Here is a 22,262-nt window from a genome sequence, read left to right as displayed (position 1 = left end):
GTCGTCTCCCTCGTCGGGGTGGGGGCCCAGGGTCGGGCCCGCTCACTTCCGAGTCTTCTCGGTACGCGGCCGTGGCTGCAGGGTCACGAGACACGCCCCGCCGGGACCAAGGACCCGGCGGGCCGGAGGAGCATGCGGAAGGTGCGCCAGGCGAACCAGCCGAACACCATCGAGGCAGCACCCAACAGGAGCGTCGTGGGAACCGAGGCATGCGGGTCGTCCCTGAGCAGCATGACGACTGCCATCGCGGTCACCGACGGGGGAACCAGCGCGAACCACCCGATCACCGCGTACTGGGCACGTCGCCCGCCCGCGGCTCCGGAGACGAGCGCGCATCCGGCGGCGACCGTGCAGGGCACCACGATCCCCAGATCGAGCAGGAAGATGGACCAGTAGAAGGTTCGCTCCTCCGCGAACTCGGCTCCGATCCCGGCTCCGGTGAACGAGTCGCCGACGGCGCCGGCGTACCGAAGCGCCACGAACGCGGCCAGGCCGAACATGAGCAGCCCGGCCCGTCGCTGGTCACGACTGTCGCGTCGCGGCACCGGGACGTACGCCGACAGTGCCCACGACCAGACCATCAGACCGGCTGCGAGGACGAAGGTCAGCAGCTGACCCAGCACGACAACCGAGTAGTGGTCGTACTCGGGTCCGAGGATGTACTGCACGAGCATGTAGGCCGCGTAGGCGGACGGGGCGAACCCGAAGAGTGGCGCCGAGCGCGCCCCCATGAGCCCTGCCACGCCCGTGAGCGCTGCCCACGGTACGACGACGACGACGGTCACGAGTTCGAGTCCGAGGAGCTGGTTCGCCAGCGTGTCGGAGACGGGGTACCTCACGACGCCCATGACCAGGGGCCCGAGCACGGAGTTGGCGAGCAGGCTGCCGGCCAGGACCAACAGGAGCACCCCATAGGCGCGCGGTGGTGGTGCCTTGGTTGCGGGCCTGCTGGTCTCGTCCGGCATCGATCCGATCCGGACACGCTGCATGCGAGACACGTTCTCCCCTAGGCCGAAGTGCCCGTGGCGATCGTTCCGCCGACCACGCGGCCGGTCAACGACACCCACGGCAACCGGATGTGAAGATGCCTGCTGCCGCCGGCCCAGGGCTGGAGGTCGGCCATGCCAGCAAGAGCAGTCAGCGCATCCGCGTCCGAGAGCATCTCGCCCGGACCTGCGGCCACGACGCTCCAGCCACGACGTAGGGCAGGGTCGAGATGATCGACCTCGAAGGCCAAGGGCGACGACCAGCCGACTGTGCCCAGCACCGAGTACGGCGCCGTACGGAACACGATCGCGTCGTCCACGACGACGTAGTTCACCGGCACGATGTGGGGGCCGTCTGCCGTACACACTGCCACCCGACCCACCTCCTCGCTCGAGATCAGTTCGAGGCACTCCCGCGGGGAGAGTTCTCGAGGCATGTCCATGACGGGCTCCTCTCCTGTGGTGGTCGGTGGGGCGACGGGCGTCCCTGGCTTCACGCTACGAGCCTGTGCCGGGCGAGCGAAGGGCCGAAGGTCCCCTGGCATCCACCCTTCACACCCTTCGCACCGTGCGTCGTACGGGCATCTCCTCGGTCGAGGACCAGGGTCCTCCGAGCTGGCGGCCGGAGAGCTCAGTCCAGGCGAGCTGGATGTGGAGCGGACGCTCTCCCCCGGCCCAGGGCCGCGGTTCCCATTCCCGGCGGATGACGGCCAGGGTGTCCGGGTCCTCGACACACTCACCGGGGCCGACCGCCACCACGCTCCAACCACGGTGCCGCTCGTAGTCGAGGTGATCGACCTCGAAGGCGAGGAGCTCCGGCCAGCGGCGCTGACCAAGGACCGAGTCGGGATCCGTCCGGAAGACGACGGCGCCGCGCACGACGGCGTAGTTCACCGGCACGATGCGCGGGCCGTCGGGGGTGCAGATCGCCACCCGCCCGACCACTCCCGCAGAGAGCAGGTCCAGGCACTTCTCCGTGGGCAGTTCGCGGGGCACATTCACTGGGTCGCTCTTCCTGCAACGGCCGCGGCACGTCACCGCGACCTGGCGTCCCCACGTTAGGAGCGGGCTGTCGCTCCATGCAGGGGCGAAGGTCCCGCCAGTCGGGACGGCTGGCCCTCCCGGCGCGGTTCGGTCGACGCCATCGTGAAGGGAGGAACCGCCGGCAATGAGGGAGCCCATCATGGACAACCGTTCCAGTGGAGAGGCGCGCGCACGGCATGGCTCCGCAGCGCGTCCGCTCCTGGTCGGGGTCGGCGCAGACGGCCGTTCGGCCTCAGCCGTCCTCTGGGCTGCCCAGGAAGCGCAACGGACCGGGCAGCAGGTGCGCCTCGTGACCGCCGTGGAGTCGAGCCCGGACGGGGCCGCGGAGCAGACCGGTCACGACCTGTCCGTGCTCGCCAGACGGCTCGCGCTGGGACAGGTGCGGACACGACGACTGGTGGGCCCCGTCGCGCCCACTCTCCTGGCGGCTGCCCCCGGCAATGAGCTGGTGGTGATCGGCCACCGTGGCATGGGTCGTATGACGCGGGTGATGACCCGCGGCACGTCGGCCCTGGTGGCCACGCAGTCCCCCGTGCCGGTGGTGGTGGTCCCCGAGGCGTGGATCCAACCCCGGTTCGCGGCGGCGCCGATCGTGCTCGGACTCTCGCCCGACACTGGAGGAGGCCAGGACCCCGAGGCGCCGGCCCTCGCGTTCGCGTTCGCCCGCGCGGACGACCTCCGGGCACCGTTGACCATCGTCTGCGCCTGGCAGGTTCCTCCCGTGCTGGCGTACGACGCCGAGGCGATCGCCCTCTACGAGGAGTCGGTCCGGACGTCCCTCGCGACCCGGTTGGAACCATGGCTTGAACAGTTCCCGGAGGTGGTGGCGACCCTGTCCTGCAGCGCCGCCACGCCGGTGGTCGCCCTGCTCCAGTCCGCTCGCCACGCCCAGCTGACCGTCGTCGGGCGGACCCGGTCCAACGGTCTGGGCCGTCATCGACTCGGCTCGACCGTACGAGGGCTTCTGCAGCGCACGGAGAGTCCTGTCGCCGTCGTGCCGTGGCTCCGCCCCGTCTCGTCGCCCACTCTCGGCTGATCCGGGCCCGGGCTCCGTCCGGGGCTTTGTGCCTACCGGCACACGACGATCGTCCCTGCCGGCGCGCAGGGCCTGCGCGGTTCGCTGGAGGCAATCGGACTCCAGGAGGAATCATCATGTTGCGCACCCACCTCGTCATCGGACCACTGCGATGACCGCCCCGGCATGGCAGAGCCGCCCCGTGGCGTGGACCGACCCGACCCGCGCGATCGTCGTCGGCGTCGACGCGTCTCCGAGCAACGCCGCCGCCGTCGACTACGCCGCGCATGACGCCACCGCCACGGGGCGTGACCTGGTCCTGGTCGTCGCCGTCGACGACTCGGTCATCCCCGTGCCCCATCACGACGTTCGCTTCGACACCTCGCACGAGTGGCAGCTCCTGCACGAGACGGAACGTCGGCTGCGCGCCGACCACCCCGACCTGACCGTTCACCACGAGGTCAGGTTCGGTGGGGCCGCCCACTGCCTGCTCGACCGCTCCGTCGAACAAGCCCGCCTGGTCGTCGGCAAACGCGGGCTCGGGACGTTCAGCCGGATGCTGGCCGGGTCGACCTCCATCGCGGTGGCCGGCCGGTCACGGGTGCCGGTGTTCGTCGTCCCGCCGGCCTGGCAGCAGGCTGCTCACGAGCACGACAAGGTCCTCGTGGGGATCGACCCCGACGAGGAGTCGGAGACCGCCTTGCGCTTCGCGTTCACCGAGGCCGCGCGACGCGGCGTCCAGCTGGAGGTCCTGCACTCGGTGGACATCGAGCCGATCCTCGTGTGGGACCCCCAGCTCGGCGGACCGACGTACCGGGAATGGCAGGAACAGGGTGCCGCGTCCGTGGAACGCACCGTCAAGCCGCTCCGCGACGAGTTCCCCGACGTCGAGGTGGAGCTCACCCACAAGGTCGGCCATCCGGGCACCGCGCTGCTCGACGCGGCGGCTCGGGCACAGCTCCTGGTGCTGGGCCGACGCCGCAACGGCAGGTTCGGCCTGGAGCTGGGCTCGGTGGCCCGAGGGGTGCTGCACCACTCGGAGACGCCTGTCGTCGTGGTCCCTTCCCACTGATCCGCGGGAACTCGTGATGGCGGGGAAACCGGTCTCCCTGCTGACCGGGTACCACCGATCGTGGTTCGGCGTACGAGTCCAGCCAGCGGTGACTGCTCGGGTCCTGTCGACACGCTCGAAGCGCGGAGCCAGCGGAAAAGTCACCTGTGCGACAGCCTGCCCGCCTCGTTCACCTCTGGGGATGGGCCAGGCAGAACTCGCGCACGGCTCGGTTCACCAGCCCAGGCCGCTCGAGGTTGCACATGTGCCCGGCGCCCGGGATCACCACGAGCTGCGTGTCCGCGATCGCCGTCTCGAACTGACGGGCCACGCTCAGGGGCGAGCGCACGTCCTCCTCGCCCCAGAGCAGCAGGGTGGGGACGGCGACACGAGGAAGCAGGTCGCTCAGGTCGGCCGCGGCCATGATGGCGAGCTGGTGCCTGAGTGAGGCCGGCCGGACGTCGGCGGAAATGGCCGCGAGCAGCGGCAGGAACTCCGCCGGTGGGTCGCCGGCGAAGAGCCCCGGAAGGGTGGGGCTGAAGTCCTCCGCAGGTGCAGCCAGCATCCGGCGGGCACCGTCCACCCGAGCCCGGACCTCGTCGGCGGGAAGGGACCCCGACCACCCGGCGTACGTGTCGTTCATGATCAGCGTGGCGACGAGAGCCGGATGACGGCGGTAGAGCTCAAGGACCACCGTGCCGCCCCACGAGAGACCGGCGACGTGCGCGGGCCCCAGGGCCAGCGAGTCGATCAGTCCCGCGAGGCAGTCGGCGTAGTCCGTGAGGCCGAAGTCCCTGGGCATGTCACCGGACCGACCGGCGCCGGGCTCGTCCCAGGCCACGACCGTGAAGTCGTCGGAGAGACCCTCAAGCTGTGGTTCCCAGATGCGGCCGTCCTCCGCCGCGCCGTGGACGAGGACGAGGAGCGGCCCGTCACCGACCCGGTGGTAGGCGACCTCGATCCCGTTCACCTGCGCGAAATCCACCGTCATGCGCCCCACCACCTCCTCGTTCACGGGCCCCCATCTGCACCTTAGTCTTCGGGGGCGATACGGCCGCCTCAGACGGGGGCAGACTCCCGCAGGCGGCCGTCGACGCACTCGACGACGCGGTCGTCGTCGCCCAGGTGCCCGGTGTCGTGGGTGACCAGCACGGTCCCGACGTTGCGGTCGACGGTCATCCGCCGGATCAGGGCCATCACCTCGGCACCGCGTTCGTGGTCCAGCGCGGACGTCGGCTCGTCGACCAACAGCAGTGCCGGCGAACCCATCAGCGCCCGGGCGATGTTCACCCGCTGGCGTTGCCCGCCGGAGAGCTGCGCCGGCAAACGGTCCGACTGCTCGAGCAGCCCCACGTCGGTGAGGAGGTCACGCGCCTCCCCCGTCGCCGTACGGCGTGAGCGGCCGGCCAGCGACGCGGTGACGGTGAGCTGTTCGAGGGCGGTCAGCGAGTCGATCAGGTTGGGTTGCTGGAAGACCAGACCGACCCGGTCGCGGCGCAGCTGCGTGCGCTGGCCTGCCGAGAGGGTGCCGGTGTCGACTCCGTCGACGACCACGCGGCCCGTGTCGGGGGTGATCAGGGTGGCCGCCACCGCGAGCAGTGACGACTTCCCGGACCCGGAGGGCCCGACCAGCGCGGTCAGGGCGCCGCGCGGCACGACCAGCGAGGCGTGGTCGACGGCGGTCAGCCGAGAGGCACCGTCGGGGTAGGTGAGGGTGACGTCGGTCAGTTCCAGGGCGTTCATCGGGCACTCCCCAGTGCGGTCAGCGGGTCGACGGAGGTGATGCGGCGTACGGCGAGGGCGGCGCCGCCGAGGCCGAGCAGGACCAGGGCCAGCAACGGCATTCCGATGGTGGCCGCGTCGAGCACGAACGGCACGGCGCGGACGGCGAGCGCCCCGACGCCGACGACGATCACGGCACCGAGTCCGACTCCCAGTCCCAGCAGCAGGGCAGCCTGGCCGAGGGCATCGCGGATCAGGTAGCCGGTCGAGGCACCGAGCGCCTTCAGGACGGCGATGTCGCGCTGGCGTTGCACGGTCCACACCGTGAAGAACGAGCCCACCACGAGTGCGGAGATGGCGAACAGGAACCCGCGGATCAGCTGCAGCGAGCCGTTCTCCGACGAGTACGCGCCGATCCCCGCGAGCGAGTCGTCGAGGGACGCGTTGGTGAAACCGGTCGGCGCCGAGGTGGAATCGGTGGCGAAGACGGTCGCGGAATCCGTCGCGCCGGTCACCGACTGCCAGTCGACGAGGTCGAGCCACACCACGGGCACGTGCGAGTAGGACGCGTCACCACGCACGGCGGTGACCGTGAACTCCTGCGTGCCGACCAAGAGCTCGTCGCCCTCGTGCAGGTCGAGGTCTTCGGCGGCCTGGTCGGTCAGGACCACCTTTCCGTGACCGACCCCGTCGGCGTCGGGCGCGATCGGGCTGCCGGGCCGCACCCCCATGACCGTCACCGGCTCGGCCTTGGCCGCGGTCGCCGCACGCGAGGTGGCCACACCGAGGGGCTCACCCTCGATGCTGCCGTCGGTCGGGACCCGCGACGAGGAGAAGTCGGCCGTGGCTCCGGAGAAGATCAGACGCTCCGTGTGGAGTCCCGTGATCGCCGACGTGCTCTCGTCGGCCAGCCCGCGGGTGAGCCCGCTCAGCAGTCCGACGAGCACGGCGATCAGGGTGACCACACCCGCCATCAACAGGAACCGGCCCTTTGCATGCACCAGGTCGCGCCATCCGACGTACAACGTCTGCCTCCTCGACTTCGCGGTCGTCACGGTGACGGCCACGTCTTCGAGTCTGGTCGTGAGCCGGCGCGGGGAGATCGCCCGTGAGGAGGCTCCCGGCTCCAACTATCGGTTGATGGGTGGCGGCTCCCCGACTGCCTATGCTGGCCCGGTGACCTCCCCGATCAGCCGCGCACTCCCCTTGGTGCGACTGGTCACCCATCTGCTCGTGGTGGCGCTACTGCTGGTCACCGCGGTGTCGGCTCTCGGCGACGGTCCCGACACGGCCGTCCTCGTGGTCACCGCGCTGCTTGCGGCCGTGTACGTCGCCGGACTCGGCCCGTGGATCACCCGACGGCCGGCGCTGGTCCCGCTCTGGGGCGCCCTGCTCTCCCTGGTGTGGATCGGCCTCGTCGTGCTGACCCCGATGGGCGTCTGGCTGGCCTTTCCCTTGTTCTTCCTGGCCCTCAACGTGCTGCCCGCTCGCGTGGCGGTACCCGTGGTCGGTGCCCTGACCGTGGTCGCGGTCGTCGGCTTCGCGCACCACAGCGACGCGTGGGAGATCGGCGGCGTGCTCGGTCCCGTGATCGGCGCCGGAGTGGCGATCGCCGTCGTCCTCGGACTCCGGGTCGCCAGTCAGGAGAGCGAACGACGCGGGAAGCTCGAGGAACGGGAACGCTTCTCCCGCGAGATACACGACACGCTCGCCCAGGGCCTCGGCAGCATCCACCTGCTCCTCGGTGCGGCCGAGCGTCACCTCGACGCACACCCGGGCCCGGCCAGGGACCTGGTCGTCCAGGCGCGCGAGGTGGCCGGCGCCAACCTGGCCGAAGCTCGTCGCCTGGTGCGGGCCCAGGGGCCGGCAGACCTCGCGGAGCGGTCCCTGCCCGAGGCGCTGGCCCGGCTGGCGGACGGCGTCGACTCCCCCACCACCACGTTCCGCGTGGACGGCACACCCTTCGCCCTGCCCGGCGCCCACGACGTGGCGCTGCTGCGGGTCGCCCAGGAGGCCGTCGCCAACGCCGTCCGACACGCCGGTGCCCGACGGGTCACCGTCACGCTCTCCTACCAGGACGACGAGGTCGCCCTCGACGTCGTCGACGACGGCAACGGGGCCGCCACGGACAACGGTGGCTACGGGCTCACCTCCATGCGAGCCCGGGTCGCCGAGCTCGGCGGCACCTTCGACCTCGAGTCGACACCCGGCCACGGCACCGCCGTCGCGGCCCGGCTCCCCCTGGAGGTGCACCCATGATCCGGGTCCTGCTTGCCGACGACCATCCCGTGGTGCGTGCCGGGCTGGCCGCCGTACTCGCGCTGCAGGCGGACGTCGAGGTGGTCTACCAGGTCGACACCGCCCGGGGCGCCGTGGCGTTCTGCGCCACCACGCCGGTCGACGTGGTGCTGATGGACCTGCGGTTCGGTGATCGCGTCGACGGGATCGATGCCACCCGCAGCCTGCGGGCGCTTCCCGAGCCTCCCCAGGTGCTGGTGCTCACGACGTACGACGTCGAGACCGACGTGCTGGCTGCCGTGGAGGCCGGCGCGGTCGGCTACCTGCTCAAGGACGCCGACCCGGCGGACCTCGCGGCCGGCATCCGGGCGGCGGCGCGCGGTGAGACCTCATTGGCTCCCTCGATCGCGCAACGGCTGGTACGCCGCACGCTGCGTCCGGACACGTCCCTCTCTCCCAGGGAGCTGGAGGTGCTGGGGCTGGTTGCCGACGGGCTCTCCAACCAGCAGATCGGCGAGCGGCTGTTCCTCAGCCAGGCCACGATCAAGTCCCACCTGGTGCACGTGTTCGGCAAGCTCGGCGTCGACTCGCGCACGGCGGCCGTGGCCAGTGCGCGGGCGTCCGGGATGATCCGCTGACGAGGTGAAGGTGAGCCAATCCTTCGATGCACAAGGCATTCCGGCCGCCTAGTCTTGGGGCCATGAAGCTCAACGAGACCCTCGAGTCCGCATTCAATGACCAGATCACCCTGGAGTTCGAGGCATCGCTGGTCTACCGCCAGCTGGCCATCGAGCTCGAGCTGAAGGACCTGCCCGGCATGGCCGCATGGCTGCGCCACCAGGCCGACGAGGAGATCGTCCACGCCAACAAGTTCATCGACCACCTCGCCGACCGGGGCAACCACCCGAAGATCGGCGGCCTCAGCGCCCCGACCGTGAAGGGGTCCTCCGTGCTGGAGGTGTTCGAGGCGGCCTACGCCCACGAGCAGCGCGTGTCCGAGAGCATTCGCGAGCTCTACCGGGCAGCGGAGAAGGAGGGCGACCTCGACTCCCGCCCGCTGCTCAACTTCTTCCTCGAGGAGCAGGTCGAGGAAGAGGCCACGGTCAGCGAGATCGTCGGTCGCGTCGAGCTGATCAACGAGGACGGCCCCGGCCTGCTCCGTCTCGACGAGGAGCTCGGCGCCCGGCCGACCAGGTCGACCGAGGCCAAGTGACGCATCGCTCCGCCTGAGCAACGGCGCCGCACCCCACTGGGGTTGCGGTGCCGTTCTCGTTCAGTGCTCTTCGGGGGCCCTGCCCAGCACCCGGGACAGTGTGATGCGCAACGCGACCCGCTGTGGGTTCGCCCGCGGCACCTTGTAGCGGACCGCGTAGCGCTCCTCGGCCTCGCGCACGGACTCCGGGTCGTCGAGGACCCGGGCGACACCTTCGAGTGACGCCCAGTGCCGGCCGTCGATCTGGCACACCGCGACGGGCGCGCCCTCGTCGTACGCCGCGATGTTGCGGGCCTTGACCGACGTGCGACTGGTGATGCCCCACGCGAACGCCCGGTCCGCGTCGAGCACGATCCCCATCGGGGTGACGTGCAACGTGCCGTCGGGGCGAGGGGTGCTCACCGTGCAGAGGTGGCGGGCCCGCCAGAAGGCAAGGTAGGCCGGGTCGTCGAGCAGGTCGAGTCGGGACATGACGTCATTCTCCCCGAAATACGAAGAACCCCCGCAGCCCGAAGGCTGCGGGGGTTCTTGCGAGTGAGGGTCTCAGAGACCGCGCACGTTGGTCGCCTGGGGGCCCTTGGGACCCTGGGCAACCTCGAACTCGACCTTCTGGTTCTCTTCGAGGTTCTTGAAGCCGGTGCCCTGGATCTCCGAGTAGTGCACGAAGACGTCGGGGCCTTCAGCCTGCTCGATGAAGCCGAAGCCCTTTTCGCCGTTGAACCACTTGACGGTTCCCTGTGTCATGTTGCTGCTCCCTTCTGGAGCGTAAAGCGGGGCCCTGCATGATGCGAAAGTCCCAATAAACTGATGATGCGTTCTGCCCGGGGCGGATCGTTGTCCGCAACACACGGTCATTGACGCTGATTCGGTCGGGCACCGACAGAACAACGCGGCCCGACGACGACAACGGTACGGGCAACGGAAGCGAATAGCGAATTTCGGCACGACATCGGCATGGCGTGTTCCGCATCACCCGAGGTGTAGAACCCGTCGAAGGTGGGCACACGTGTTCCATCGGCGAGCCCACGGGGGAGCTCACCGCACCGACAGGAGGAACACCATGCTCGTCTGGACGACCATCATCGGCGGCATCGCCCTGCTCCACGTGATCGGCGTGTTGCTGCCGGCGGAGGAAGAGCCGCAGCCCCAGCCGATCCGCGTGCGCGACTGAGCCCCGGACTCGCCGAAGGGCTCGCTCAATGACACAACGAAGGCCCCGCCGATCGGCGGGGCCTTCGTCATTGCCTTGGCCGGATCAGGGGTGCAGGCCGTGCTCGGTGAGCGCGGTGAACGGGTCGACCGGCACGTCCGGGCTGGGCCGAACCTCGAGGTGCAGGTGCGGGCCGGTGACATTGCCGGTGGCACCGATGTAGCCCAGCAGGTCCCCGGCTGCCAGCTCCTGCCCGACCGTGGACGTGATCGAGTTCTGGTGGCAGTACCAGAGCTGTGTGCCGTCGGCGAGCTCGACGACCGTCTTGTTGCCATAGGCACCGTCCCAGCCCGACTCGATCACGACGCCGTCGGTGACCGAGTGGATCGGAGTTCCGTCCGGCGCGGCGAAGTCAAGGCCGGTGTGGGTGCTGGACCACAGCGAACTGGTGGCGCCGAAGGTGCCGGTGAGGTGGTAGCCCGAGACGGGCAGCACCCAGGCCGGCGGAAGCGGTTCGAGGGTGACCGGCTTGGCGACGGACTTCGGCTTCGCGTCCGCGGAGACGGGGACGGGGGCCTGCGCGGCCACCTGCTTCCCGGCGGGGGCCTGGGCCGTGGCCGAGGCGGGGTGGGCCTGGCTCGGGGCGGCCAGCGAGGTGCTGACCAGGAGGACGCCGAAGGCGGCGCTGCGGGCGAGGGTACGGCGGAACTGTGAACGTGTAGGCATGCTCTTGTGGGTCACTCGCCGATCGCTGACCGCTGCGACTGCTTGCGCTGGACCTGCCCGGTGATCCGATATCGGTGACATGGACGGAGTCGGGATGGGCAGTGGTCGGCGTCCCGGTTCCGGCCCCGCTTGCGGCGTGCTAACAATTGCAAGCGGCGGCCCATCCAGTGGGCCATGTGGGCTTCGCTGGTTCAAATCAGGACATTCCGCCCGGTAACGCCGGTCACAGGAATTTTCCGGGCCCACGCCTGAGCGGCCCGGAAATGGCGAGGGAGATCACAACGCCCCGAAACCCGCCGGATCGCCGCGTCCTCGCTAGCCTGTGCAGGTGACTGAGCCGCTACGGATCGCGTTCGTGCCCGGCGTGACCCCCGACAAGTGGTCGCGCATCTGGCGCGAGCGCTTCCCGAGACTCCCGCTCGAGCTGGCCCTGGTGGAGGAGGCCGAGCAGCGTCTCGTGCTCGACGAGGGCCGCGCTGACATGGTCTTCGTCAGGCTCCCTCTCGACCAGGACGGCCTGCACCTGATTCCGCTCTACGAGGAGCAGCCGGTGGTGGTCGTGGCCAAGGACCACCCGGCCGCGGCGTACGACGAGGTGCCGCTGGCCGACCTCGCGGACGAGCAGCTGGTGGCTGGAGAGGTGCCGGGCTGGGCCGAGCTGGCGACCGCCACTCCCCTGGACTTCCCCGAGATGACGTGGAAGGACGCGTTCGAGGTGGTGGGCTCCGGCACGGGCATGGTCATCGTGCCGATGTCGGTGGCCCGGCTCCACCACCGCAAGGACGTGGTGCACCGGCCCGTGGTCGGCGTACCCCCGACGCGAGTGGGGCTGGCCTGGCCGCTCGGCGTGGACGACCCGCGGCTCGAGGAGTTCATCGGTGTCGTCCGCGGCCGCCGGGCCAACAGCTCGCGCAGCGAGACCGGCCTGCGGCCCGCCACGGGCAAGGCGGGCGAGAAGAAGCCGGCCCGGAAGGCGCCGGCCAAGCCGGTTGGCGGCAGGTCCGCCGCCGGAGCGGCGAAGAAGACCGGCGCACGCAAGGCGTCCGGGGACAAGCGCCGCACTCCCCCGGCCCGCAAGCGCCGACGTTGACCGTCGCACTTGTGCGCCCCTGTTGACGCCTTGTGCCCTGCCAGCAGGGTGCACGGCGTCATGGACGGAGCGTTACTCGGGCAGCGACTCGTGGAGCCAGGCACCGAGGACCTTGGCACTGTGGTCCACCAGGGACGGCCAGTCGACGGCGCCCTCGTCGGCGTTGTCCGAGACGTGCTTGACCACCCGCACCGGCACGCCGAACTGGCGGGCGGCCCAGACGACGGCGTAGCCCTCCATGTCGACCAGGTGTGCCCGCTCGGCAAGGCGTGACCGCACGAGAGGGTCGGTGACGAACGTGTCTCCGGTGGCCAGCACGACGGGTCCTTCACCCACGCGCAGCTCCTCCTGCGGGTCGTAGCCGAGTTCCCGGATCGCGTCGGCGTTGATGTCGTGGTTGAGGACGACACCCGGCTCGTGCAGTCCGGTCAGTCCGTCGCGCAGGGCCCCGGCCGTGCCGATGTTGATGACCTGCAGTCCGTCGGTGTCTTCGAACGCGGCCAGGGCGCGGGCCGCTGCGACGCCTGCGGCGGTCTTGCCCATGCCGGTGATCACGACAGGCAGCCCGTCGGGGACGTACGCCGCCTCCGCGGCAGTCGCGGCGACGATCAGGTAGGAGCTCACGCCCGAAGGCTACGAGTGGGTCCAGCCGGGAAGGTCAGGGGGTCGTCGTGGGAGCCGGCTCGAGCGCGAGCACGCAGGGGTCGGCCGGGTCGAGCGGCTGCCCGGTTGCCGCGTCGATCGGCTGCCCGGTCGCCGGGTCGAGGATGCAGGCCGGCGCGGCCGGCTCGACCGGGTCGGTGGGCGGCGTCGTCTCCGGGGGGTCCGTGGGCGTGGGTTCACTCGGTGTCCCCGGGTCGGTCGGCTCCGACGGCTCGGTGGTGCCAGGGTCGGTGGTGCCCGGGTCGGTGGTGCCCGGGTCGGTGGTGCCCGGGTCGGTGGTGCCCGGGTCAGTGGTGCCCGGGTCGGTCGGCTCCGACGGCTCGGTGGTGCCCGGGTCGGTCGGCGCGGTCGGGTGGACGGGTGCGGTGGCGGTGCCGGGCGAGACGGGCGTGGGGTTGAGCTTCCCGGGCTCGGCGGCTGCCTCGTCCTTGGTCGCCCTCTTGTGGTCCGCGACCTTGCTGGCCCGGTGGTCGGTGGCCACGCGTGAGGCGAAGGGACCCATCGCGACCGGTCCGACGAGGTTCGTGTTCATCGCGGCGGAGACCGTCATCGTGGCGGGCACCGCCGAGAGGTCGCCGTCGACGTACTTCTGCATGAGGCCCAGCACCAGGGCGACGTACGCCTGGGAGTGGTTGTAGCGGAACACGGCGGAGCGCCGGCCGGCGTCGGTGCCGAGGTCATCGCTGCCGGAGCAGAGGTAGACCGCTGCGGCGAGGGCCGCGTCGTCGATGTCCTGCGGGTTGCGCTCACCGTCGCCGTCGGCGTCGACCCCCACGACCGACCACGTGGCCGGGATGAACTGCATCGGTCCGACGGCGCGGTCGTGCCGGGTGTCTCCGTCGAGCTGGCCAGCGTCGGTGTCGGTGATCCGGGCGGTACGGCGACCGTCGAGGGCGACGCCGATGATCGAGGGAGTGGCCAGCCCGTTGGCGTCGAGGGTGCTGCCGCCGTAGGTGCCGTGCGCGGACTCGACCCGGCCGATCGCGGCGAGGAGCTGCCAGTCCATGTGGCAGGTGGTGTCGGAGGCGTTGATCACCGAGGCCGCGCGCTGGTAGGCGCTGAGTGCGGGAGACGGAAGAGCGATTCCGGTCGTCGAGGCGATCAGACTGACCCGTCCGTCGGTGCCGGCGTTGGCCGCGGGCGTCACGCTGGCCGGAGCCTCGAGTGCGACCTCGGGCACCGGGGGCGCTGCCTGGGCACGACTCGTACCGGTGTCGGCGCTGGCCGCGCCGGAGTCGGACGGGGCGTGCAGAGATCCGGTCACTCCGGTCAGGAGGGCCACCCCGAGCACCGCAGCGGGCATTGCGCGCGTGGACATCCGGACCAGTCCTGAGCGTGAACCGTTCATGGCAGAGTCGTCTCGTTAGTGTCGTGGCCCCCGTACACCTCAGACGAGGTCGCCGCTGACCCCGATCCTTGCACCGATTTCCGTTTTGAAAACGGGATCCGCAAGGAATTTGGCGCAGATTTGGTATGTAGGTGACAAGAAATCACCAGAACGGCCGCCGCAGGTTACTCTGCAGCGCTCACCGACGGGTCGACAGCCGCCTGTGCAGCCCGTTGAGGACATCCCCCGGCTGGAGCCCGATCTCAGGCCAGGGACTCGAGCCAGGCGTCGTGCAGGTCGGAGAAACGACCGTCGCCGCTGGCGATCAGGTCGTCGGGAGAACCGTCCTCGACCACGTCCCCGTGCTCCATCACCAGCACCCGGTCGGCGATCTCCACGGTGGAGAGGCGGTGGGCGATGATCAGCGCCGTGCGGTTCCTGAGGATCGTCTTGAGGGCCCGCTGTACCAGTCGCTCCGACGGGACGTCGAGCGACGAGGTCGCCTCGTCGAGGATCAGCACGGCCGGGTTGGCCAGGAAGGCACGCGCGAAGGCGACCAGCTGCCTCTGCCCCGCCGACAGCCGACCGCCCCGGTTGGCGACGTCGGTCTCGTATCCCTGCGGCAGTGCCACGATGAAGTCGTGGGCACCGATGGCCGTCGTCGCGGCCACGACCTCGTCCATCGTCGCGTCGGGCTTGCCGAACCGGATGTTGTCGGCGACGGTGCCGCTGAACAGGTAGTTCTCCTGGGTCACCATGACCACACACCGGCGCAGCGTCTCGTCGTCGAGCTCGCGCACGTCGATGCCGTCGAGGCGGACCGCACCGGAGACCGGGTCGTAGAACCGCGAGACGAGCTTGGCCAGTGTGGTCTTGCCGGCACCGGTGGTGCCGACCAGGGCCACCGTCTGGCCGGCCGGAACCTGCAGGTCGAGGCCGGGGAGCACTGCCACGCCCTCGACGTACTCGAACCTCACCGCGTCGAAGGTGAGCTCGCCCCGGGCATCGTCGAGCGGCACTGGTCGGGCCGGCTCGGCGACGGAAGGTTCTTCCTCGAGCACCCCGGAGAGCTTCTCGAGGGCGGCCGAGGCCGACTGGAAGGTGTTGTAGAACTGCGAGATCTCCTGCATGGGCTCGAAGAACTGGCGCAGGTAGAGCAGGAACGCCGCCAGGACACCCACAGTGACCTCGCCGTGGAACGCGAGGTAGGCGCCGTAGAGCAGGGTGACCCCGATGGTCAGGTTGCCGATCAGCTTGATGCCCGGCATGAACCACGCCACCAGCCGGAAGGCGCGAAGGTTCGCCCGGCGGTACTGGTGGTTGATGTCGTCGAAGATCTCCTGGTTGCGGTCTTCGCGCCGGAACGCCTGGACCGCCCGGATGCCACCCATCGACTCGACGAAGTGGACGATGACCAGGGCGACCTTCTCGCGGGTGACCCGGTAGGTCTTGGCCGACTCCTTGCGGAACCAGTTGGTCAGCAGCATCAGGAACGGGAAGCACAACAGCGCGACCAGGCCGAGCTTCACGTCGAGCACGAGGAGCAGCACCGAGGTTCCGACGAGTGTCAGCAGCGCGGTCACGAGCCCGTCGAAGCCGGTCTCGAGCATTTCGTAGATCGCGTCGACGTCGGAGGTCTGTCGCGAGATGACGCGCCCCGACGTGTAGTCGTCGTGGAAGGCCGGACTGAGCTTCTGGAAGTGCCGGAAGACCCTGCGGCGCAGCTCGAAGAGCATGTCCTGTCCGATGCGGCCGGAGATCACCAGGAAGATCTGGCGGGTGATCGCCTGCGTGATCGTCGCGAGGAGCACGATGCCGACGATCAGGTAGAGCGTGCCGGTCTCACCGCTCTCACGGATCGGCGGGATGCCACGGTCGATGCCCTCCTTGACGAGGTAGGGGATGGAGAGGCGCGCGGCGTTCTCGACGATGACGATGCCGACCACGATCCACAGCCAGGTGCGGTGCGGGCGCAGCAGGTCGCCCAGCAACCGTCGCGAGCGGTCACGCAGTCTGATGCTGACAGCGTCGGTGATCTCGTCGGACCGGCCGTCGCCGGCGACTCCACGCCAGTCCTGCTGGCTGGCCCGCTCGAAGGGCTCCTCCTCGTTGCCCGGGTCTCGTGGGTCCGGCGTCGAGGTGTGGACCGGAGTGCTGGTCACGCGGGTGCCTCCTCGAGGGCATCGCTGTCGGACACGTCTGCCGCCAGCAGCTGGCGGTAGGCGGGCACGGTCGCCATCAGCTCACTGTGCTGGCCGACGTGGGTGATGGTGCCGCCCTGGAGCAGCGCGACCTTGTCGGCGAGCATCACCGTGGACGCACGGTGTGCCACCACGATGCCGGTGGCGTCGGCGAGCACGCGCTGCAACGCCTCTTCGACCAGCTTCTCGGTGTGTACGTCGAGGGCCGACAGCGTGTCGTCGAGCACCAGGATGCGTGGCTGGGCGAGGACGGCACGGGCCAGGGCCAGACGTTGCCTCTGACCGCCGGACAGCGACATCCCCTGCTCGCCGATGCGGGTGTCGAGACCCCACGGAAGGTCGTGCACGAACCCCGCCTGGGCGACCTCGACGGCCTCGGCGATCTCGTCGTCGGTGGCGTCGGCTCGACCGAGCGTGAGGTTCTCGCGCGCACTCATCGAGAACAGGGTCGGTTCCTCGAACGCGGTGGCGACGATGGTGCGCAGCGAGGGCAGGGTCAGGTCGCGCACGTCGACGCCGTCGACGGTGATCCGCCCCGCGGTGACGTCGTGGAGCCGGGGCACGAGGGCGGTCATCGTGGTCTTGCCGGAGCCGGTGGCACCGACGACGGCCACGGTCTCCCCCGGCGCGATGTCGAGGTTGACGTCGCGCAGCACGAGCTCGTCGTCGTGCTGGTCGGGGAACCGGAAGTCGACGTGCTCGAAGCGAAGGTGGCCTCGGGGCCGTTCGAGGGTCTCGGTGCCGGACACGATGGCGGGCTCGGCGTCGAAGATCTCGAGCACGCGGGCCGAAGCGGTCATCGCCTCCTGCGCCATGGCGAGGATGACGCCCAGTGAGGCGATCGGCCAGACCAGCGACAGCATCAGCACGATGAACGCGACGAGGGTGCCCGGGCTCAGGTCGCCACGGCCCACGCCGAGCGCGCCGAGCAGCAGCACCAGCGTGACCGCCAGGTTGGGGATCACCTCGAGGAAGGTCCAGAAACGGGCGGAGAGGCGCACCTTGTCCATGGAGGTGGCGTGGAGCGTGCGGGCGGCGTCGTCGTACTGCTCGGAGACGTGGCGCGAGCGTCCGAACGACTTGATCACCCGGATGCCGACGGCGCCCTCCTCGGCCAGGGTGGCCAGGTCGCCCTGCTCGTCCTGCACCCGCCGGGAGACGACGACATAGCGCTTCTCGAACCGCATCGAGAGATAGATGATCGGGAGGGCTGCCGCGGCCACCACCAGGCCGAGCGGCAGGTACATGTGGAGCAGCACCCCGGTCACCACGATGAGCTGGGTGACGTTGATCAGCAGGAAGAGGAGCCCGAATCCGCTGAACCGCCGGATGCTGGAGAGGTCGGTGGTGACGCGTGAGAGCAGCTGCCCGGACTGCCAACGGCTGTGGAAGGCCATCGGCAGTCGCTGGAGGTGCTCGTAGAGGTCGTGACGGATGTCGGTCTCGACGCCGAGCACGGCGTTGGACTGGATCCAGCGCCGCCAGAAGATCAGCATCGCTTCCAGGACGCCGAGTGCGAGTGCCAGCAGGCCGAGGGGCAGCACGGGATCGATCTCGCCGTCCGCGATCGGGCCGTCGATGAGGGCCTTGGTCACCAGGGGGATCGCGATGCTCAGGCCCACCCCGCCGAGCGAGGTGCCGAGCATGACCGCGAGTGCGGGGACGTGCCGCCGGAGATAGCCGCGCAGCCGCCACAGGGAATGGACGCCGGCGGGCGGATGCGACGACGGCTGGGTGTGCTCGTGGTGCGATTCGGGGGACGTGGCAGGGGCGGTGGATGACATCGGGCGCTGGCGGTTCCCCTCGTGGATTCTTGTAAGAACCAGATTACGCCCTGCCCCTGACGGCGCTCAAATGATTTTCCGACGGGTCACCAGCTGGTCGACAGCGGCCGGCCCTCGTGGAATCCCGCCGCCGACTGGACCCCGATCACGGCACGCTCGTGGAACTCGCCCAGGGAAGCGGCCCCGGCATAGGTGCACGCCGAACGCACGCCGGAGCAGATCTCGTCGACGAGGTCCTCGACGCCGGGTCGCTGCGGGTCGAGGTACATCCGCGACGACGAGATGCCCTCCTCGTAGAGGCCCTTGCGGGCCCGGTCGTACGCCGACTCCGCCGACGTGCGGTTCGCGACGGCTCGCGCCGAGGCCATGCCGAAGGAGACCTTGAAGGCCCGGCCGTCGGGGTCGGTGAGCAGGTCACCCGGGGACTCGTGCGTTCCGGCGAACCAGGAGCCGACCATCACCGCGGAGGCTCCGGCGGCCAGGGCGAGCGCCACGTCGCGCGGGTGCCGCACTCCCCCGTCGGCCCAGACGTGCTTGCCGTGGGTGCGGGCCTCGGCCGCACACTCGAGCACCGCCGAGAACTGCGGGCGGCCGACGCCGGTCATCATGCGTGTGGTGCACATGGCGCCCGGCCCGACCCCGACCTTGATGATGTCTGCGCCGGCTTCGATCAGTGCCCGGGTTCCGTCGGCGTCGACCACGTTGCCGGCCGCGACCGGCACCCCGGGGTCGAGGGCACGCACGGCGCGCAGGGCCTCGATCATGCGTTCCTGGTGCCCGTGGGCGGTGTCGACGACGAGGCAGTCCACCCCGGCGTCGAGGAGCTCGGCCGCCTTGGCCGCGACGTCACCGTTGACGCCGATCGCCGCGGCGATGCGTAGTCCACCGTCGGCGTCCACGGCCGGCGAGTAGAGCGTCGCGCGCAGGGCCCCGGTGCGGGTGAGTACGCCGACGAGCGCGCCGTCGGCGTCGACCGCCACCGCCAGTGGCGCGCGGGCTCCGTCGATCGCGTCGAAGGCAGCGCGAGGCTCGGTGTCGGCATCGAGGCGCACGAAGCCGGCGTTCATCACGTCACGCACCTGCGCGAAACGGTCGACCTCTGCGCAGTCGGCCTCGCTGACCACGCCGACCGGACGGTTCCCGTCGACGACGACCGCGGCCCGGTGCGACCGCTTGGGGATCAGGGCGAGCGCCTCGGAGACGGTCTGGTCGGGACGCAGCTCGATGGGAGTGTCGAAGACGAGGTGGCGCGACTTCACGAAGCGGACCACGTCGGCGACGACCGGGATCGGGATGTCCTGCGGGATCACGGTCAGGCCGCCGCGGCGGGCCATCGTCTCGGCCATCCGCTTGCCGGCGATCGCGGTCATGTTCGCCACCACGAGAGGCAGCGTGGCCCCGGTGCCGTCGGAGGTGGACAGGTCGACGTCGTACCGGCTGGCGATCGCGGAGTGCCGCGGGACCATGAAGACGTCGTCGTAGGTCAGGTCATGGGACGGCGGGGTGTCGTGGAGGAAGCGCACAGCGGTCGAATCTACCCGCCATCCGGGTGAACGGCGGGGTCACCTTCCGTTCGCACCTCGTTGGGGGAACCGAGCCGATCAGGACACCCGGGACCCCTAACGTCCGTTGCGGGGAAGTTGCGGGATGCAACGACCTCGTCTCGGGCCAATCGGCCTTCCCTGGCGGCGACCGAATGGAGGCACCCTGTGCAGTCGACCGTTGCGATCCGGGCACACGGTGTCATCAAGACCTTCGGCGACGTGATCGCCCTGGACGGTGTCGACCTGGACGTGCCCACCGGTCAGATCCACGGCCTTGTCGGCCCCAACGGTGCCGGGAAGACGACGCTCCTCGGGCTGCTTCTCGGGCTGGCGACCGCAGACGGTGGCCGGTTGGAGATCCTCGGCACCCACGTGGGCCGCGCGCTCTCCGTGCCTGCCGAGGTCGCGGGCTTCGTCGACGGTCCGGGCCTCTATCCGATGCTCACGGCACGCCAGAACCTCGCCACCCTCGCGTCCCTCCGCGGCGGGGCAGGCGCTCAGTCCGTCGACGGGCTGCTGGAGCGGGTCGGCCTCGGCGAGGTGGCGGGTGACCCGGTGCGCGGCTTCTCCCTCGGGATGCGCCAGCGGCTCGGCCTGGCCGCCGCGCTCCTCGGTGAGCCGCGCCTGCTGGTCCTCGACGAACCCGCCAACGGCCTCGACCCTGCCGGCAAGCGGCAGGTCCACCAGATCCTTGCTGACCTGTCCGACGCCGGCACCACGGTCGTCCTCTCGAGCCACCGGATGGACGATCTCGCCGCGTTGTGTGACGAGGTGACCCTGCTGTCGACGGGCCGGGTCGTGTTCTCCGGACCCCTCGGGAAGCTGGCCGCCGAGGGCGGCGAGCTCGACTATCGCCTGGTCACCTCCGACCCCGAGGAGGCCCGTCGGATCGCCGGGTCCACGCCGGGCCTGCGAAGGGCCACCGGCCAGTCCCGGACCGACGAGAACGCGCTCGTCGTACGAGGACCCGAGTCCGCGGTCGATCACCTGGTGGTGCGACTCGTCGGCGCAGGCATCTCCCTTCGCGAGCTCGGACCGGTCGTCCCACCCCTGGAGGCGGCCTTCCTCGCGCTGACCGCCACCGAAGCAGATTCCGACAGCGACCCGGACCCGGAGGCATCTCACGCCCGGGTCGAGGAGCCCACACGATGACCACGACCGTCACCGCTGCCGCACCGTCACGGATGCGGCCGGTGGTCCTCCGCGACTGCTACCGCTTCGAGCTGCTCAAGCTGATCGCGCAGTGGCGGGTCCGGCTGATGTTCGGGGCCTGCCTGGTCGCCCCTGCCGTCTACACGGCCGTGATCAGCCGGCAGACCTCCTTGCCGGCCGATGCCGTGTACGGCCGGTGGATGAACCAGTCGGGTTGGGCGGGATCGCTGGTGATCCTCGTCTTCCTCGGTGCCTTCGCCCTGCCACTGCTGACCTCCCTCGTGGCCGGCGACATCTTCGCGACCGAAGACCGACTGGGCACCTGGCGGCACCTGCTGGTCGCCGTACGCTCGCCGCGGCTGATCTTCGTGTCGAAGGCACTCGCCGCACTCACCGTGATCCTTGCCCTGCTGGTCGCCCTCGCGGTGTCGTCCACCGTGGGCGGCCTGGCCTCGGTGGGCAACCACCCGCTCCCCGGCCTCGACGGACACCCGATGGACTCCGGAGAACTCACGCGCACGGTGCTGCTCGCCTGGCTGAGCATCGTTCCTCCCACACTCGCCTTCGCGGGCGTCGGACTGTTGGGTTCGGTCGCACTGGGTCGCTCACCCCTCGGTCTGCTGATGCCGGTGGTGCTCGCCCTCGCACTCTCGGGCCTCGCGCTGATGCCCGTGCCGGTTGCGCTTCGCCTGGCCCTTCCGACGAACGCCTTCATCGGCTACCGCGGCCTGCTCACCACTCCGGGCCAGTTCGGGCCCCTGTGGATCGGCACCGCCGTGAGTCTCGCGTGGGCCGGGCTCGCCACGTTGCTGGCCTACCGCATCTTCGTGCGCCGCGACTTCACCGATCTCGCTCACGACGGCTCGGGGCTGCGCTTCGCGGTCGCGGGCCTGGTGCCACTGGCCGCCCTCACGGCGGCGACGACGGTGGCCATCGCCGCCACCACCGGCGGCACCGGATCGGGCATCGAGCGACCGAAGCTCGAGGCCGCGTTGGCCACGTCGTTCTCGCACCTCTACGTGCGACAGACCAACCAGCTGCACCGCCCTGCCGTCACGAAGGAGCAGCTGAAGACCACCGCCAGATGCGACAAGGCCGGAGACCGGGTCGAGGACGTGGGTCCGGGGGCTGACTGGCGCTGTGTCGTCACCTGGACCCTCCCCGGCACCAGGGCGACCGGCAACGCGATCTACCAGCTCGACGTGGCAGCAGACGGTCGCTACGTCGCCGACGGCGACGGGCCGAAGGAAGTCAACGGCTACTTCCAGATCCACACCCCGACCGGCGATGCCCCGAACCCGCTGTGGCAGTTCGACGGATTCGTCGACCTGCTCGACGACCAACCCAAGGAGTAGT

At 70.2% G+C, this 22,262-nt stretch carries 22 protein-coding genes; 8 read left to right on the top strand and 14 right to left on the bottom strand.

Going from position 1 to position 22,262, the window contains the following annotated elements:
• Positions 1 to 83: 83 nt before the first annotated feature.
• From ASD30_RS05760 to ASD30_RS05750, 3 genes are all read right to left on the bottom strand, one after another.
• Complete coding sequence (locus tag ASD30_RS05760) at positions 84 to 989, bottom strand: hypothetical protein (protein ID WP_056678094.1); 906 nt, start codon at positions 987 to 989, stop codon at positions 84 to 86.
• A 17-nt stretch (positions 990 to 1,006) separates the two neighbouring features.
• Entirely contained in the window at positions 1,007 to 1,429 is a 423-nt protein-coding gene (locus ASD30_RS05755) for a pyridoxamine 5'-phosphate oxidase family protein (RefSeq protein ID WP_056678091.1), read from the bottom strand.
• Positions 1,430 to 1,538: 109 nt separating this feature from the next.
• Positions 1,539 to 1,982, bottom strand: coding sequence for a pyridoxamine 5'-phosphate oxidase family protein (locus tag ASD30_RS05750; RefSeq protein ID WP_235532508.1), 444 nt, complete (start codon positions 1,980 to 1,982; stop codon positions 1,539 to 1,541).
• Positions 1,983 to 2,169: 187 nt separating this feature from the next.
• Here ASD30_RS05750 and ASD30_RS05745 point away from each other — a divergent pair, with 187 nt between their 5' ends.
• Positions 2,170 to 3,066 carry a universal stress protein gene (locus tag ASD30_RS05745; RefSeq protein ID WP_056678080.1) on the top strand — a complete coding sequence of 299 codons (897 nt, stop codon included), beginning with the start codon at positions 2,170 to 2,172 and terminating at the stop codon, positions 3,064 to 3,066.
• A gap of 151 nt (positions 3,067 to 3,217) precedes the next feature.
• Positions 3,218 to 4,117, top strand: coding sequence for a universal stress protein (locus ASD30_RS05740; protein WP_056678078.1), 900 nt, complete (start codon positions 3,218 to 3,220; stop codon positions 4,115 to 4,117).
• Between the two features lie 169 nt (positions 4,118 to 4,286).
• Here the strand turns inward: ASD30_RS05740 and ASD30_RS05735 are convergent, their stop codons facing one another.
• The 3 genes from ASD30_RS05735 to ASD30_RS05725 all read right to left on the bottom strand — a co-directional run bounded on the left by ASD30_RS05735 (position 4,287) and on the right by ASD30_RS05725 (position 6,885).
• The gene (locus ASD30_RS05735; RefSeq protein WP_056679372.1) at positions 4,287 to 5,087 is read right to left on the bottom strand and encodes an alpha/beta fold hydrolase; all 801 of its coding nucleotides are present in this window, start codon (positions 5,085 to 5,087) and stop codon (positions 4,287 to 4,289) included.
• Between the two features lie 68 nt (positions 5,088 to 5,155).
• The gene (locus ASD30_RS05730; protein WP_056678076.1) at positions 5,156 to 5,839 is read right to left on the bottom strand and encodes an ABC transporter ATP-binding protein; all 684 of its coding nucleotides are present in this window, start codon (positions 5,837 to 5,839) and stop codon (positions 5,156 to 5,158) included.
• Positions 5,836 to 6,885, bottom strand: a complete 1,050-nt coding sequence (locus tag ASD30_RS05725; protein ID WP_235532507.1) for an FtsX-like permease family protein — start codon at positions 6,883 to 6,885, stop codon at positions 5,836 to 5,838. Before ASD30_RS05725 ends, ASD30_RS05730 begins: the two co-directional genes overlap by 4 nt.
• A 16-nt stretch (positions 6,886 to 6,901) precedes the next feature.
• Between ASD30_RS05725 and ASD30_RS05720 the strand changes: the two genes are divergently transcribed.
• The 3 genes from ASD30_RS05720 to ASD30_RS05710 all read left to right on the top strand — a co-directional run bounded on the left by ASD30_RS05720 (position 6,902) and on the right by ASD30_RS05710 (position 9,269).
• Complete coding sequence (locus ASD30_RS05720) at positions 6,902 to 8,077, top strand: sensor histidine kinase (protein ID WP_200951075.1); 1,176 nt, start codon at positions 6,902 to 6,904, stop codon at positions 8,075 to 8,077.
• The gene (locus ASD30_RS05715) at positions 8,074 to 8,694 is read left to right on the top strand and encodes a response regulator transcription factor (protein WP_056678073.1); all 621 of its coding nucleotides are present in this window, start codon (positions 8,074 to 8,076) and stop codon (positions 8,692 to 8,694) included. The genes ASD30_RS05720 and ASD30_RS05715 overlap by 4 nt, the downstream gene beginning before the upstream one ends.
• 62 nt (positions 8,695 to 8,756) lie before the next feature.
• Positions 8,757 to 9,269, top strand: a complete 513-nt coding sequence (locus ASD30_RS05710) for a ferritin (RefSeq protein WP_056678070.1) — start codon at positions 8,757 to 8,759, stop codon at positions 9,267 to 9,269.
• Positions 9,270 to 9,329: 60 nt separating this feature from the next.
• On the opposite strand, the gene ASD30_RS05705 is transcribed toward ASD30_RS05710, so the two are convergent.
• From ASD30_RS05705 to ASD30_RS05695, 3 genes are all read right to left on the bottom strand, one after another.
• Positions 9,330 to 9,740, bottom strand: a complete 411-nt coding sequence (locus ASD30_RS05705) for a TIGR03618 family F420-dependent PPOX class oxidoreductase (RefSeq protein ID WP_056678067.1) — start codon at positions 9,738 to 9,740, stop codon at positions 9,330 to 9,332.
• A gap of 72 nt (positions 9,741 to 9,812) precedes the next feature.
• A complete protein-coding gene (locus ASD30_RS05700; protein WP_056678061.1) occupies positions 9,813 to 10,013 on the bottom strand; it encodes a cold-shock protein in 201 nt (66 codons plus the stop codon).
• A 511-nt stretch (positions 10,014 to 10,524) separates the two neighbouring features.
• The gene (locus tag ASD30_RS05695) at positions 10,525 to 11,145 is read right to left on the bottom strand and encodes a M23 family metallopeptidase (protein WP_200951074.1); all 621 of its coding nucleotides are present in this window, start codon (positions 11,143 to 11,145) and stop codon (positions 10,525 to 10,527) included.
• A gap of 328 nt (positions 11,146 to 11,473) precedes the next feature.
• Between ASD30_RS05695 and ASD30_RS05690 the strand changes: the two genes are divergently transcribed.
• Positions 11,474 to 12,235, top strand: coding sequence for a LysR family substrate-binding domain-containing protein (locus tag ASD30_RS05690; protein ID WP_082563656.1), 762 nt, complete (start codon positions 11,474 to 11,476; stop codon positions 12,233 to 12,235).
• A gap of 72 nt (positions 12,236 to 12,307) precedes the next feature.
• On the opposite strand, the gene ASD30_RS05685 is transcribed toward ASD30_RS05690, so the two are convergent.
• The 5 genes from ASD30_RS05685 to ASD30_RS05665 all read right to left on the bottom strand — a co-directional run bounded on the left by ASD30_RS05685 (position 12,308) and on the right by ASD30_RS05665 (position 19,733).
• Positions 12,308 to 12,859, bottom strand: coding sequence for a nucleosidase (locus ASD30_RS05685; RefSeq protein WP_056678050.1), 552 nt, complete (start codon positions 12,857 to 12,859; stop codon positions 12,308 to 12,310).
• 34 nt (positions 12,860 to 12,893) lie between these two features.
• Positions 12,894 to 14,216: a lytic transglycosylase domain-containing protein gene (locus ASD30_RS27820; RefSeq protein ID WP_327152717.1), complete on the bottom strand. Its 1,323-nt coding sequence runs from the start codon at positions 14,214 to 14,216 to the stop codon at positions 12,894 to 12,896.
• Between the two features lie 272 nt (positions 14,217 to 14,488).
• A complete protein-coding gene (locus ASD30_RS05675) occupies positions 14,489 to 16,387 on the bottom strand; it encodes an ABC transporter ATP-binding protein (protein WP_082563563.1) in 1,899 nt (632 codons plus the stop codon).
• Positions 16,384 to 18,210, bottom strand: a complete 1,827-nt coding sequence (locus ASD30_RS05670) for an ABC transporter ATP-binding protein (RefSeq protein WP_056678046.1) — start codon at positions 18,208 to 18,210, stop codon at positions 16,384 to 16,386. Before ASD30_RS05670 ends, ASD30_RS05675 begins: the two co-directional genes overlap by 4 nt.
• Positions 18,211 to 18,296: 86 nt before the next feature.
• The gene (locus tag ASD30_RS05665) at positions 18,297 to 19,733 is read right to left on the bottom strand and encodes a GuaB1 family IMP dehydrogenase-related protein (RefSeq protein WP_056678043.1); all 1,437 of its coding nucleotides are present in this window, start codon (positions 19,731 to 19,733) and stop codon (positions 18,297 to 18,299) included.
• A gap of 186 nt (positions 19,734 to 19,919) precedes the next feature.
• Here ASD30_RS05665 and ASD30_RS05660 point away from each other — a divergent pair, with 186 nt between their 5' ends.
• Positions 19,920 to 20,906 (top strand): ABC transporter ATP-binding protein, encoded by a 987-nt coding sequence (locus ASD30_RS05660; RefSeq protein WP_056678040.1) that lies wholly within the window; start codon positions 19,920 to 19,922, stop codon positions 20,904 to 20,906.
• Positions 20,903 to 22,261 (top strand): ABC transporter permease, encoded by a 1,359-nt coding sequence (locus ASD30_RS05655; protein WP_056678037.1) that lies wholly within the window; start codon positions 20,903 to 20,905, stop codon positions 22,259 to 22,261. The genes ASD30_RS05660 and ASD30_RS05655 overlap by 4 nt, the downstream gene beginning before the upstream one ends.
• The last annotated feature ends 1 nt before the right edge of the window (position 22,262 follow it).

This window comes from Nocardioides sp. Root140 (genome assembly GCF_001426745.1).
Lineage (GTDB): Bacteria > Actinomycetota > Actinomycetes > Propionibacteriales > Nocardioidaceae > Nocardioides.
The sequence above is the reverse complement of the archived record's forward strand: the minus strand, read 5'-3'. Positions and strand labels throughout refer to the sequence as shown.

What these genes read in the sequence shown, in the direction of transcription:
- ASD30_RS05760 (WP_056678094.1), bottom strand. Translation starts at nt 989, where the DNA reads ATGCAGCGTGTCCGGATCGGATCGATGCCGGACGAGACCAGCAGGCCC.
- ASD30_RS05695 (WP_200951074.1), bottom strand. Translation starts at nt 11,145, where the DNA reads ATGCCTACACGTTCACAGTTCCGCCGTACCCTCGCCCGCAGCGCCGCC.
- ASD30_RS05730 (WP_056678076.1), bottom strand. Translation starts at nt 5,839, where the DNA reads ATGAACGCCCTGGAACTGACCGACGTCACCCTCACCTACCCCGACGGT.
- ASD30_RS05670 (WP_056678046.1), bottom strand. Translation starts at nt 18,210, where the DNA reads ATGTCATCCACCGCCCCTGCCACGTCCCCCGAATCGCACCACGAGCAC.
- ASD30_RS05715 (WP_056678073.1), top strand. Translation starts at nt 8,074, where the DNA reads ATGATCCGGGTCCTGCTTGCCGACGACCATCCCGTGGTGCGTGCCGGG.
- ASD30_RS05740 (WP_056678078.1), top strand. Translation starts at nt 3,218, where the DNA reads ATGACCGCCCCGGCATGGCAGAGCCGCCCCGTGGCGTGGACCGACCCG.
- ASD30_RS05655 (WP_056678037.1), top strand. Translation starts at nt 20,903, where the DNA reads ATGACCACGACCGTCACCGCTGCCGCACCGTCACGGATGCGGCCGGTG.
- ASD30_RS27820 (WP_327152717.1), bottom strand. Translation starts at nt 14,216, where the DNA reads ATGTCCACGCGCGCAATGCCCGCTGCGGTGCTCGGGGTGGCCCTCCTG.
- ASD30_RS05755 (WP_056678091.1), bottom strand. Translation starts at nt 1,429, where the DNA reads ATGGACATGCCTCGAGAACTCTCCCCGCGGGAGTGCCTCGAACTGATC.
- ASD30_RS05700 (WP_056678061.1), bottom strand. Translation starts at nt 10,013, where the DNA reads ATGACACAGGGAACCGTCAAGTGGTTCAACGGCGAAAAGGGCTTCGGC.
- ASD30_RS05710 (WP_056678070.1), top strand. Translation starts at nt 8,757, where the DNA reads ATGAAGCTCAACGAGACCCTCGAGTCCGCATTCAATGACCAGATCACC.
- ASD30_RS05735 (WP_056679372.1), bottom strand. Translation starts at nt 5,087, where the DNA reads ATGACGGTGGATTTCGCGCAGGTGAACGGGATCGAGGTCGCCTACCAC.
- ASD30_RS05745 (WP_056678080.1), top strand. Translation starts at nt 2,170, where the DNA reads ATGGACAACCGTTCCAGTGGAGAGGCGCGCGCACGGCATGGCTCCGCA.
- ASD30_RS05705 (WP_056678067.1), bottom strand. Translation starts at nt 9,740, where the DNA reads ATGTCCCGACTCGACCTGCTCGACGACCCGGCCTACCTTGCCTTCTGG.